The following is a 12438-nucleotide window of genomic DNA, read 5'->3' as shown; positions in this document are numbered from 1 at the left end:
GTGCTTTTGTCATGGCTTCCAATCCGCCGGCAGATTGAGTGACCAAACTTCATTCGAAAGCGGCCTCGCATGCCCGCCTGCTAGCCAGAGCTTGTCCTGAAACACGAAGACCGAGTGCTCATGCCTTGCCTTCCAGCACGTCTTCGTTTCCAAACGCTGCCAGTTCTTGCCATCCATGCTGTGCCAGACATCGCCAAAGTTGTCTTTCTCCTTCGACCAGCCGCCGAGCACCCACAGGCGCCCACGGTAAACTGTGGCGCTAAACCAGAGACGTGGTGCCCACGGTGCCGACTTCGTTTCGCAGGTCCAGTTCACACCATCGCTGGATGACCACACGTCGTTCCTGGCTTGGTAGCCCGGCACATAGTTCCCGCCGCCAAGCACGTAGATTCTGTCGTTCAGCACCACCGCCTGGTGGTACGCGCGCGGCGACCACGCCGCCCTCGTCGTCTCAAGCTTCCACTCTTTGCCATCAGCAGACGACCAGACATCGTTCTTCAGGCTCGCATCATCGCCAAAGTAGTAGTTCCCCGTGCCGCCGAGCATCCACATACGGCCGCGATGCTCCACCAGACCCGCCGCGAGCCGTGGTGACCAGCCCGCGCTCGGAGTGGCCTGCTCCCATTTCGCGCCATCAGCGGAGGACCATACCTGATGGCTCGCCGAATGACCCGGCAGGCGGCCTTTATGCCAGCCGCCCATGACCCACATCTTGCCATGAAAAGAGGTGCTCATCGCTAGATCGCTGTGCAGCCACGGCGCGTTTTGAGTGATCAACTTCCATGCTTTGCCATCGCCGGAGGCCCACACATCGCGCGGCGGTTCCTCAAACGACTGAAACCAGCCGCCTCCGATCCAAAGCTGGTCCTTGAACACCCACTCCGCCTGCGAATCGCGCGCCTGCCAGGCTGCCTTGGATTCAAGCACCCAGTCGGGCTCGGCAGCAGAGACGTTCAGGCTGATGAGCCCAAGCAAAAGCAGAAGGAGCGGCCGCATAAATCAGATCTCCGACTCCTTTGGCAGCAGGAACGGCGCGCGATACTCACGGCCTAGAAGGTCGTTGGCAGGGGTGTTGTCGAGGAAGGACTCCTTGCCGCCATCCACGCGGAGATGCTGGCCGAGGGTAAGTTTTGTCTTGTCCAGATCGACACCGGCATCACTGAGGTAATGGCGGGTGCGCTCCAGCGTCTCCTGCACGTCATCGTGGACTTTGATTTCGCCGAGGCTCTTCGCGATGTCGTTGACCGAAGTCTGCATACCGAGACGATATGAAATATTGGCAATGTGGCAGAGCGCGCTGCTTTGGTGGCCCTCCTCGATCTCCGCCTTCAGATCGCCCTGCCTGCGGCTGCGCACGGCATTGAGGAAGTTGGCAAAATGGTTCTCGGACTTACCATCAAAGGCGCGGATGAGATTGCCTTTCGGATCGTAGAGGTTTGTGTCGGCGATGATGCCTTCGCTGCCGTAGAAGAACCACATGGATTTGATCGTGGGATGAAACGGCGCGGATTTCAGTCCGCGCGTTTCTGAGATGATCGTCTTGTCGCCAAAGTCGAAGATGCCCACCTGCGAATTCGGTGTCTCGGCCACGTCGGTGTAGCCCAAGCGGCCACCGTAACTGAGCACGCTGCGGCCCAGTCCGGACACACCGAGGCCCCAGCGGCAGATGTCGAGCGAGTGGACGTTGTTGTTGCCGATCTCACCGCTGCCGGTGTTCCAGAACCAATGCCAGTCATAGTGGAACTTCGGCCGGTTGAGCTTCGGCATCGCAGCAGGACCTGCCCAGAGGTTGTAGTCGCAGCGCGGCGGCATCGCGCATTCGGCAGGCCCGCCGATGGAACCACGCCCGCCGTAGATGATGCTTTTTGCCAGCTTCACCTCGCCAAGTTTGCCCTCACGCATGTATTTGACCGCCGCGGCCAAAGCACCCCGTGAACGATTCTGAGTACCGCCCTGGCAGATGCGCCCCAGCTTCCGCGCCGCCTGAACCATGCGCCGGCCTTCGATGACATTGTGGCTCACCGGCTTTTCGACATACACATCCTTGCCGGCCTGCATCGCCCAAATCGCAGAGAGCGAGTGCCAGTGATTTGGCGATGCGATGAACACCACATCGACCGATTTATCTTCCAGCACCTTGCGCAAATCCTGCACCTTCTTCGGCATCGGGCGCTTCCCTTTCACCAGGAGATCCGCCACTTCATCCGCGCGATCCAGATCAGGATCGCACACATAGGCCACATCGCAGTCGGCGATCCTGGACAGTTCGTTGGCGTGGGCTTTGCCACGAATACCGCAGCCAATGATCGCAGCGGTGATTTTTTCATTGGCGCTGACTGGCTTTGAATCAACTGCAAACAGAGGAGCTGGCAGGCTGATGGCAGCTGCGGCCATGAGGGAATCTTCGAAGAATCGGCGGCGGGTGGAAGCGTGCATTGTGAGAAATCAATACGTGACAAAGGCATTCCTGCTTGCTGCTTCATTCAATTGAACTGGCCACTGCGGAGATCTTTCAAGGCCATGCCTGAACACGCTTCATCTCACTTCACGGCCGCTGCTGGCGGGACAGTTCAGCCAGATAAATCGCGGTGATGGTCTTGCCATCAGCATCCTTCTCGTGACTCGAATACCACGAGACAAGCGCACGCGTCGGCGAGAGGGCAACGAAGCCCGGATAGGAGTTGTCACCGCCGCTGGGAAGTTCAGCAAACTCCTGCACTTGATCGCCGACGAGCCAGCAAAGCGAGGTTTTGGCTCCGTTCTCCTTCGTCGTGTGGCGGCCACCGACGAGGATGCTGTCGCCCCATTTCACGACGAGCGGACCGCCGATGGCGCGTTCGAGGCTCTTTCGGATCCATTCGGTGTAGGGCGGTTTCGAACGAATGAGCTGGGCGTTCTTCCCGCCGCCGTGGCGCCCGATGGCCAGCACACTGCCGTCTTGCTCGAAGAGGAAAGCGGTTTCGTCGCCACCCGTTTCTTGGAAGAAGGCACGCTTTTTCCAGATCAGGCCGTCGTCGCTTTCGAGCATGAGGGATTGCACCTTTTCGCCTTCACCTTTCGGTCCAATGTCATAGCCGGGTTTGCGCCGGCCACACAGGTAGGCCTTGCCGCCAAACTCGGCCGCACGCCAGATATAGAGCCCAAAGGTCCCTTCAAGCATCGTGGGATCAGTCCATTTCACCCCATCATCCGAAGACACCGCAAAGCCGAGCATCTTGTTCATGTCATAGTCTTTGGGTTCGATCTTGCCAGGCCCGCTGTACCAAGTGCCAGCATAGACGAAGAGGCGGTCTTTGAAGACGAGGAAGTGTGGATCGCGCGTGTCGCGGTCTTTGACGGAAAAACGATGCACCTGCTGCCACGTCGCGCCCTCGTCCGAGCTGCACATGATGATCACCGAGGCGGTGTTGAAGACCATGTGACCATCGGGACAGCTGCGGAAGGTCAGATAGAGCTTGTCGCGGAAGCGAACGAGATCCGTAAAGGCATTGTGCTCGCCGTTGTGAAACACCCGGCGGATGTTGCCGACAGTGACGGCGGGCGGCTCCGAGGCAGAGACAAATCCGCACGCGACTGAGACGAGCAGGAGGAGAGCACGCATGATCATTTGATTTTGATGCCTGGCTTTCGCCTTTGCGTCGGCCAACACCAAGTTCGAGAAGGGAAAAAAATGGCGGCGAGTGGAACGGGAGGTCATGGTCGTAAAGAACGTGCCGGATGAGAAGATGTTATCTGGCTGCGAGTTCAGGCCTCCAAGTTCGTATTCAACGGTCATGAATCGTTTACTCGCCCTCGCCACCTTTGCCCTGGTCCTGAATGCCTCCGCCGAGGACTGGCCGCAGTTCATGTTCAACTCGGCGCATTCCGGCAACGCAATCAAGTGCGACATCGACGCGGAAAAGCTCAGCCTGCAAGGCATGGTGGGGATGACAGACGGCATCTACACCTCGCCGGTGGTCGCGGATGGCCGGGTGTTTGTAGTCGATGGCTCGGGCTGCGCCGCCTGTTTTGACGCCGCCACGCTCAAGGAGGTGTGGCGCTTCCAAAGCAAGGGCGGGAAGCAGAATGTGAACAACGTGAGTTCACCGGCCATCGTGGGCCGGCACCTGCACTTTGGCACCACGGCCGGCATTTACTATGTCCTGGATCGCAGCACCGGCGCAGTAGTGAAGGAGATCGACTGCGGCGAGCCGATTTTTAGCACGCCGGTCATCGGCAAGGACCGTGCCTATTTTGCCACGCTCGGCGCGCAGGTTTATGCAATCACGAACGAAGGAGAGACGAAATGGAAATGGGACTTCGTGAAGGAAGTGGTCGGGTTCGACGGCAACCGCTGGAGCGGTGAGGAGTGGGCGAAATTTTGCGAGAAGCGAATGCTGGCCACGCTCAAGCCTGGAACCAAGCCCACCTCCAGCGACGGCCGGGTGACATGGAAAGATCACTTCGTCTGCTCGCGAGACATCTGCCTCATCAAGGGCAACACCGTCGTTATCCCTGCGGGTGGCCGCACGCTGTTCATCGAAGACACGGGCGCTGCGCCGAAGCTGAAAGCCACGGGTGAGATTCCGGAGTGGTCCGGCAAGGAATTTCCCGCGACCTTTGGACAAAGCGCGGATGATGACGGCAACGTTTATGTGCAGTGGCACCGCCGCGATAATGCGGGCCGCGTGGATATCATGCGACTGGAAGGTGCCATGCTGACCACCGGCGACTTCGTGCCGGGCACGGACACAAACATCCGCATGGACGGCCTGCTGAGCTTCTCGCCGGTAGCGATTCGCGGGAAGGAAGTATTCCGCGTGAAGCCGGAGACGGAGCGTGGGCTCATTCGGCATAACATGAGCACGAAGGAGATGAAGACGCTCAGCGGTGCAGGCGCCATCGCGCCACCGGTGCTGACGAAGAACCATGCGATCTTTGGTGGGCTGGATGGAACGCTCTACATTGCCCCACTGAGTGGGAAGGAGCCAGTGCGGAAGATAGGCTTCAGCACGAGTGCGATTTCAGCACCCGTGGCCGTCGCTGATGGTTGTGTTTTCGTCGGCGGCGAAGGTGGCTATCTTGCCAAATATGGTTCGCTCAAAGCAGATATGCCAAGTGCTTCCAGTGTGCCTGGGCCTGCTGTTAGAGAGATGCGCAGTCCGCTCAAAGGCAAACTGGCCGATTCGAAATACGACTGGTACACGAACTACGGAAACTTCGCGGGGCAGAACTCGAACAACCAGGGCATCGCGCCACCGCTGCGCATGCGCTGGGCACGGCGGCTGGAAGGCACGGTGAAACATCTGCCGGTGTGTGGTGGCGGGCGGATGTACACGCACACCGCCGAGGGGCAGATCATCGCGTGCGAGCAGGACACGGGCAGGCTGCTGTGGCGCAAATGGTGGCCGGGTGTGTATCTGTCTTTCACCTCGCCGCTCTACATCGACGGCAAGCTCTTGGTCCCGCAGGCAGGCATGAAAAAATCCTTCGTTCGCTGTCTGGATGCAGCGACGGGAGAGATGCTGTGGGAAGCACCCTTCACAGGCAGCCCAAGCTGGAGCCGCCAGTTTCCGCCTGTCGTCGCGGGCAACGTGGCGATCTATGCGAGCGGCACCGGCGACTACGCGCCGCAGGGCAGCGAGAAGCCATGGACCTTTGGCGGAGCACCGGTCAAACCCACCGACGGACATGATGTGATGAGCTTCATCTATTCCAATGACAATCCATACTACCCCACGAACCACCACCCACATGTCTGGGCCTGGGATCTCGACACCGGCAAGGTGGTGTGGGAGAAAGACTTTTCCGATCAAGGGCGTGGCGGTAACGACTGCGGCATCTGCATCCTGGATGGCAAGCTGTACTACTCCGTGTTCTTCGGCTATGACGCGGATCAGCGCGCACGCCGCGGGCAACCGGTGGGAAACAACGGCCTCACGGTTTGCATCGAGCCGAAGTCCGGCAAAATCCTCTGGCAGACGAACGACTATTACGTCACCGCCAAATGCACGCTCAGCGCACGCGATGGCAGGCTCTACATCGGCGGGTACAACAAGGCGGATGCAGGCACGGAAGACCGCTTTGTGTGGTGCCTCGACGCAAACACCGGCAAGCTCATCTGGAAATCCGATGCCGTGACCTCGGCACTGAACGTGGTGAGCGTCGGCGAAAAATTCATCTTCTCCAACGCACTGCGCGGCAAGGGCAACATCTTTGACCGCAACACCGGCAAAGTCACCTACAGCATCCTGACGAATTATGCATGCTGCCGCTTCACGATGAGCGAGCCGTATGTGCTGGGCGCAAACATGGACATGATCGACCTCTCGCAAGAGGGCAAACTGGTCTCCACAGGACCTGCGATTGACTCACGCGAGTGCCTCGGAGCGGTGGTGAGCAACGGCCGCATCTTCTACACCTCGCAGGCCAGCGGTTTTGTCGTTTCGCAGACGTATGGGCCGGAGTCTAAGGAACTGCCGCCTGCATGGGAGGTGCGGACTACCCGCAAGCAGGAATGATTTCACGACGCTCTGCAAGAATGCTAGGAACGCCTACTGGACCCAGCGGATGCACGATGGCATCGGCATCTCGAATGGCGTGCCGGTGGCTGTGATCTTCCCGCTCGTGGCATCAATCCGAAACACGACCACGCTGCTCCCCGGCATGTTCGCGCAGAGGAGCCACCGGCCATCCGGGGTAATGAGCAGGTTCTGCGGCCCTTTGCCGAGGCTGGGATCGATGGAGAGCAGCGTGAGTCTGCCATCGTCACGTATGCGGTACGACGCAATGCTGTCGTGGCCCCGATTGGTACCGTAGAGAAACTTGCCGTCGGGGGTGATTTTCAAATCAGCGGTGTAGCTCTTGCCGGTGAAGCCGGCAGGAAGTGTGGAAATGGTCTGCCGCTCAGTGAGCATGCCGGATGCGGTGGTATAATCAAAACACGTCACTGTGTTTGCCAGTTCGTTGATCACATACACATGCCTGCCGTTCGGATGAAAGGCGAGGTGCCGCGGACCGGATCCGGGCTGCATCTTCGCAAAGGGCTGGGCCTCATTTGGCGTGAGCTTTGCCTTGGCCGCATCAAGCTGGTAAACCAGGATCTTGTCGATGCCCAGATCGGCAGCGAGTGCGAAGCGGTTGTCCGGACTGATGACGATGCTATGCGCATTGGGTCCCTTCTGACGTTCGGGGTCGATGCTGGAACCGCTGTGCTGCACAAATGTGGCAGCTTCTCCCAGCAGACCATCCCCTTTCACCGGCAGCGACGCCACACTCCCTGACGCGTAATTTGCCACCACCGCTGTCTTGCCTGTGGCATCGACATCAAGATAACACGAAGCCGTTCCGCGCGCAGACTGCTGGTTCAGCTTCTTCAGCCGGCCGGTGCGACCTTCAAGAGCATAGGCTGCCACAAATTCATCCTCCGCCCCGCCGAACTTCTCGGCATTGATCGCATAGAGGAAGCGTTGGTCGGGCGAAACCGCCAGGAAGAACGGATTCTGCATACCAGTGGTTCGATGCAATGGCTGCAAAGCGCCTGTCTTCGAGTCGAAGCGAAACGCATGAATGCCAGCTTTATCCCCCGAGGCGAACGCGGAGATAAACACCACGGGTTCGGCAGCCGAAAGGGTAACGGTGGCCATGCAGAGAGCAGCTAGAAGTGAGGACGTAAAAGAGCGCATAATGGAATGATATACCTCACGCAAGAATGCCATTCACCACATCGCCATACACGTCGGTGAGGCGGAAATCGCGGCCGGCATAGCGATAGGTAAGTTGTTCATGATCGAGGCCGAGCTGATGCAAAATGGTCGCATGCAGATCATGAACATGAACCTTCTTTTCGACGGCATTCATGCCGAGTTCATCGGACGCACCATAGGCGAGGCCGCCTTTGATGCCGCCACCGGCCAGCAGGGTGCTGAAGGCGGTGTGGTGATGATCGCGACCGCGGCGCATGGGATCGACCTGCTTGTTTTTGTCCTGCGTTTCCTGCGAGTAGGGCGTGCGGCCAAACTCACCGGTCCAGACGACGAGAGTGTCTTCCAGCAGACCACGCTGCTTGAGATCGCTGATGAGTGCGGCGGAGGCGCGGTCGCTGTCGGCGCAGAGTTTGGGGTGGTTCTTGTAGTGGTCGCTGTGCGTGTCCCAGGGCTGGCTGCCGGTGCTGGTGTAGTAAACGCTGATGTAGCGCACGCCGGACTCGGCGAGACGACGCGCGAGCAGGCAGGAGCGGCCAAAAGGAGTGTCGCCATAGAGTTCGCGCATCTTTGCGGGCTCGCGGCTGATGTCGAAGGCATCGCTGGCAGCGCTCTGCATGCGGTAGGCGGTTTCCATGGCCTTGATCTGGCCTTCGAGCGCGTGGTCCTGCTCTCGCTTGGCCGCATGGAGGTGGTTGAGCTTTTGAATGAGGTCGATCTGCCGCCGCTGCTGCGCGGGCGCGAGCGCGAGCGCTGAATTGCGCACATTGGCGACGAGCTTGTCCACGCTCATGTCGGAGGTGATGACGCCAGTGGCCTGGTATTCCGAAGGCAGGAAGGAATTACTCCACAGCGCGGGCCCCACCACGATGTTGGGCGTGGGCCGCAGCACCACGAAGCCGGGCAGGTTTTCGTTTTCACTGCCCAGGCCATACAGCACCCATGAACCCATCGATGGGCGGATGGGCTGGAGATTGCCGGTGTTCATCATGAGCAGCGCGGGCTCATGATTCGGCACATTGGTGTGCATGGAGCGGATGACGCAGCAGTCGTCGATGATGCTGCCCAGGGCTGGCAGGCTCTCGCTCACTTCGATGCCGCTCTGCCCGCACTTGTGAAACTGCAGCGGGGATGACATGAAGCCGCTGGTCTTCGGCGCTTTGTAAAGTTTCCCTGAAGGCTGCTGGCCTTCGTATTTTTTCAGCGCCGGTTTGGGATCAAAGGTGTCGATGTGCGACGGCGCGCCATTCATGAACAGGAAGATGACCCGCTTGGCACGCGGGGTGATCTGCTGCTTTACCGCGGCTTGCGCCTGCGAACCCATCATGCCTGCAAGGCCGATGGCACCAAAGCCTGCGGAGAGACGATGGAGGGCTTCACGCCGGGTGAGCTGCGCGGGGTTGGGATCAGTCCACATAGAGCATTTCATTGGTGGCGAGAAGCGCCTGCGCGAGCTGCTCCCACGCGTTGGGGCCGGATTCAGTGGCGGGCTGTTGTAAAAACTCACGGGCGATGGCGAGTTCCTCCGCCTCGGGCTGACGCGCAAAGAGGAGTGCGTAGGCGTGGCGGATGCGGGCGGCATCATCGCCACCAGTTTGCTGGATGCGCCGGGCCAGTTGTTTTGACTGCTCAAGGATGAAGGGGCTGTTCATCACATAAAGCTTCTGGGTGGGAGTGGTGCTGGTGCTGCGACGCGCGGCATGGACGTTGGCATCCGGGTAGTCGAAGAGCATGAGCGTCTTGTTCAGCTCACGACGGCTGACCTGGGAGTAGATGGTGCGCTTGTGATGCACGGGTGCGTCCAGATTCAGCGAGGAGCCCCCTTCCCGGCTGAGCGTGCCTGCGGTGGCCATGATGGCATCCCGCCAAGACTCGATGCCGAGCTGGCGGCGGTTCATACGCCAGAGGTGATCGTTTGCTTCATCGAGCTGCGCATTCGCCGCGCTGCCGCTGCTTCCCTGTCGGTAGGTCGAGGACATGACGAGCTCGCGCATGAGGCGCTTCACGGACCAGCCGCTCTGCATGAAGCGCAGCGCGAGGTCATCGAGCAGTTCAGGATGCGTGGGCTTGTCTCCGGTGGTGCCAAAGTTGCTCGGGGTGCGCACCAGCGGTTTGCCGAAGAGCAGATCCCAGACGCGGTTCACCATCACGCGGGCGGTGAGTGCATTTCTGGGATCCGTGATCTGGCGCGCGAGCTCGGCACGGCCGCTGCCTTGCTGAAACTTCACCGGCTCATCCTTGCTGAGCACCTGCAGCCAGCCACGCGGGACATTGGGGCCGGGCGTCTTCACATCACCACGATCATAGACGGGGAGATCATGCGGATTCACATCACGCACGATGTGCAGGGTGCCGGGGTCCATTTTGTCGGCGAGAGTTTTGCCGTCCTCATCCTTGCCATCAGGGCGCAGGTTCACCAGCTGCATGGAGGCAAAGACGCCGGCCATGGCGTAGTAATCGCGCGCGGTGATGGGGTCGAATTTGTGATCATGGCAGCGTGCGCAGGCCACGGTGAGACCGAGGAAGGTCTGCGACACAGTGTCCACCTGCTCCGACCATTCCTCCGCCTGCACATCCAGCTGGCCGCGGGCATACAGCTTATGCCCGAGCCCAAGAAAGCCGAGCGCAGCGAGATCCGCTTTGTTTTGCGGCTCGATCAAATCGACCGCGAGCTGCTTCTGCACGAAGGCATCATAGGGCAGGTCGGCATTGAAGGCGGCGATGACCCAGTCGCGATAGCGCCAGGCGTTCGGATAGGCGAAGGAGGAATTGTTGCCCACCTGATGCGCCTGATCTTCGGCATAACGGGCGAGATTGAGCCACATGGCGGCCATGCGCTCGCCAAAGGCGCGGCGGCTGAGTAGACCATCCACGAGACGAGCGTAGGCCTCGGCGCGTGTGTCGTTTGCAAAGGCCTGTACTTCCTCCGGCGTGGGCGGCAGGCCGGTGAGGTCAAAAGTGGCGCGGCGGATCAAGGTACGCGCATCGGCTTCGCGTGTAGGGGTGAGGTCAGCGGCCTCCATGCTCGCGAGGATGAAGTGATCCACACGCTCACGCGGCCAGGTGGTTTTCTTCACCTTCGGCAGTGCCTGCGGCTTGGGCGGCACAAAGGACCAGTGCTGGCGCGCCTTGGTCCAGTCAATCGGCGCAGGCTCCCCCGCCTGCATGGTGACGCAGAGCAGCAGGAGTGTGGTGATGATATGAAACGGGGCGTTGGGCACCCGAATAGTACGCACGCAGGAGTCCTGTTTTACGCTCGATAATCGCAGCTACGCAATCAACCCCTTCACCACCTTGGCCGGGTTCACCCCGGTGAGACGGAAGTCGAGGCCCTGAAAGCGGTAGCTGAGCTTGTTATGGTTCAGGCCGAAGAGGTGGAGGATGGTGGCGTGGAAGTCGTGGATGGAGACAGGATCACGCGCGACGTGCCAGGCAAAATCATCCGTCTCGCCATGGACCTGGCCTCCTTTGATGCCGCCGCCCGCCATCCAGAGGCTGAAGGCGTAGGGATGATGATCGCGCCCCGTAATTTTCTTGAAGCCTTTCCGATTTTCTCCCAAGGCGGTGCGGCCAAACTCGCTGCCCCACACGACGAGCGTGGTGTCGAGCAGGCCACGCTGCTTGAGGTCTTTGAGCAGTGCGGCGATGGGCTGATCGACCATTCCGCAATTGTGCGCGAGCTGGCGATCGAGGTCGCTATGGTGGTCCCACGAGGCGTGGATAATGTTCACGAAGCGCACGCCGCGCTCCACCATCCGCCGTGCATTCAGGCAATGCCGCGAAAAGGTCTGGTAGTTGCCGATGCCGCCGAGGTTGCTCTTGATGGGCGGCTCAATGCGATTCACGCCGTAGGCATCCAGCGTGGCCTGCGATTCACCGCTCAGGTCCACCAGCTCCGGCGCGGCGCTCTGCATGCGGAAGGCGAGTTCGTAACTGTTGATGCGCGCCGCGATCTCAGGATCACCGATGTGCTGGTGCTGAAGACGGTTGAGGTCGTTCAGGGCGCGGATGCTCGCAGACTGCATCTCCGGCGTGATGCCAGCGGGGTTGCCCAGGTTCAGAACAGGCGAGGCGCCATTGCGAAACATCACGCCCGAATAGGATGATGGGAGGAAGCCGCTGGACCAGGTGGAACTGCCGCCCGGCAGCCCGCGACCTTTGCTGACCATGACGACGTAGGAAGGCAGCTCCTGCGACGGATTGCCGAGACCATAGGTCACCCACGACCCCACACTGGGGCGCCCGAGCCGGGATTCGCCGCAATTCAGCATGAGCTGGCCCGGGAGATGATTGAACTGCGTGGTGTGCATGGAACGCACCAGCGCGATGTCATCCGCGCAGGTGGCAATGTGCGGCAGCAGATCGCTGATTTCCATGCCGCACTGGCCGTGCTTTTTAAAGGTGCGGCTGGTGCCCATCACCGTGGCGGTGTCCTTTTGCAGGAAAGCGAACTTCGCATCTCCCACGATCGAATCGGGCAGCGGCTGGCCGTCGTATTTGTTGAGCAGTGGCTTCGGATCAAAGAGATCCATCTGCGAGGGGCCACCTTCGAGGAAGATGAAGATGCAGCGCTCCGCCTTCGGCGCGAAATGCGGCCTGCGTGTGGAGAGCGGATCAGCCGGGATGTCCGCCTCCGCAGCCAGCAGACCATCCTGCCGCAGCAAGGAAGCCAAGGCGAGCGTGCCAAGACCGCAGGAACTCGTCGCAAGGAAATCGCGACGGGTTTGGGTGATGTATTCCAGCGGTGACATGAAGG

At 60.2% G+C, this 12438-nt stretch carries 8 protein-coding genes; 1 reads left to right on the top strand and 7 read right to left on the bottom strand.

Annotated elements, in window-relative coordinates:
* Positions 1–9: 9 nt before the first annotated feature.
* The 3 genes from ACILSL_RS00255 to ACILSL_RS00245 all read right to left on the bottom strand — a co-directional run bounded on the left by ACILSL_RS00255 (position 10) and on the right by ACILSL_RS00245 (position 3601).
* The gene (locus ACILSL_RS00255) at positions 10–996 is read right to left on the bottom strand and encodes a galactose oxidase (protein WP_395729980.1); all 987 of its coding nucleotides are present in this window, start codon (positions 994–996) and stop codon (positions 10–12) included.
* A 3-nt stretch (positions 997–999) separates the two neighbouring features.
* Positions 1000–2394 (bottom strand): Gfo/Idh/MocA family protein, encoded by a 1395-nt coding sequence (locus tag ACILSL_RS00250; protein ID WP_395729979.1) that lies wholly within the window; start codon positions 2392–2394, stop codon positions 1000–1002.
* 151 nt (positions 2395–2545) lie between these two features.
* Entirely contained in the window at positions 2546–3601 is a 1056-nt protein-coding gene (locus ACILSL_RS00245) for a sialidase family protein (protein WP_395729978.1), read from the bottom strand.
* A gap of 172 nt (positions 3602–3773) precedes the next feature.
* On the opposite strand from ACILSL_RS00245, the gene ACILSL_RS00240 reads away from it, so the two are divergent.
* Positions 3774–6500: a PQQ-binding-like beta-propeller repeat protein gene (locus ACILSL_RS00240; protein ID WP_395729977.1), complete on the top strand. Its 2727-nt coding sequence runs from the start codon at positions 3774–3776 to the stop codon at positions 6498–6500.
* Positions 6501–6533: 33 nt separating this feature from the next.
* Here ACILSL_RS00240 and ACILSL_RS00235 read toward each other — a convergent pair whose 3' ends face one another.
* The 4 genes from ACILSL_RS00235 to ACILSL_RS00220 are packed head-to-tail and all read right to left on the bottom strand — an operon-like array spanning position 6534 to position 12433.
* Positions 6534–7625 carry a lactonase family protein gene (locus ACILSL_RS00235; RefSeq protein WP_395729976.1) on the bottom strand — a complete coding sequence of 364 codons (1092 nt, stop codon included), beginning with the start codon at positions 7623–7625 and terminating at the stop codon, positions 6534–6536.
* 55 nt (positions 7626–7680) lie between these two features.
* Positions 7681–9099, bottom strand: a complete 1419-nt coding sequence (locus ACILSL_RS00230) for a DUF1501 domain-containing protein (RefSeq protein WP_395729975.1) — start codon at positions 9097–9099, stop codon at positions 7681–7683.
* A complete protein-coding gene (locus tag ACILSL_RS00225; protein ID WP_395729974.1) occupies positions 9089–10918 on the bottom strand; it encodes a DUF1549 and DUF1553 domain-containing protein in 1830 nt (609 codons plus the stop codon). Before ACILSL_RS00225 ends, ACILSL_RS00230 begins: the two co-directional genes overlap by 11 nt.
* A gap of 33 nt (positions 10919–10951) precedes the next feature.
* Complete coding sequence (locus tag ACILSL_RS00220) at positions 10952–12433, bottom strand: DUF1501 domain-containing protein (protein WP_395729973.1); 1482 nt, start codon at positions 12431–12433, stop codon at positions 10952–10954.
* Positions 12434–12438: the final 5 nt, after the last annotated feature.

Origin of the sequence: Prosthecobacter sp. (assembly GCF_044222345.1) — a bacterium.
Taxonomy (GTDB): domain Bacteria; phylum Verrucomicrobiota; class Verrucomicrobiia; order Verrucomicrobiales; family Verrucomicrobiaceae; genus Prosthecobacter.
This window is presented reverse-complemented; position numbering and strand designations above follow the sequence as displayed.

Bases quoted from the DNA above. Each gene is read 5' to 3' on its own strand.
- ACILSL_RS00220 (WP_395729973.1), bottom strand. From the start codon at position 12,433: ATGTCACCGCTGGAATACATCACCCAAACCCGTCGCGATTTCCTTGCG.
- ACILSL_RS00240 (WP_395729977.1), top strand. From the start codon at position 3,774: ATGAATCGTTTACTCGCCCTCGCCACCTTTGCCCTGGTCCTGAATGCC.
- ACILSL_RS00245 (WP_395729978.1), bottom strand. From the start codon at position 3,601: ATGCGTGCTCTCCTCCTGCTCGTCTCAGTCGCGTGCGGATTTGTCTCT.
- ACILSL_RS00255 (WP_395729980.1), bottom strand. From the start codon at position 996: ATGCGGCCGCTCCTTCTGCTTTTGCTTGGGCTCATCAGCCTGAACGTC.
- ACILSL_RS00230 (WP_395729975.1), bottom strand. From the start codon at position 9,099: ATGTGGACTGATCCCAACCCCGCGCAGCTCACCCGGCGTGAAGCCCTC.
- ACILSL_RS00235 (WP_395729976.1), bottom strand. From the start codon at position 7,625: ATGGCCACCGTTACCCTTTCGGCTGCCGAACCCGTGGTGTTTATCTCC.
- ACILSL_RS00250 (WP_395729979.1), bottom strand. From the start codon at position 2,394: ATGGCCGCAGCTGCCATCAGCCTGCCAGCTCCTCTGTTTGCAGTTGAT.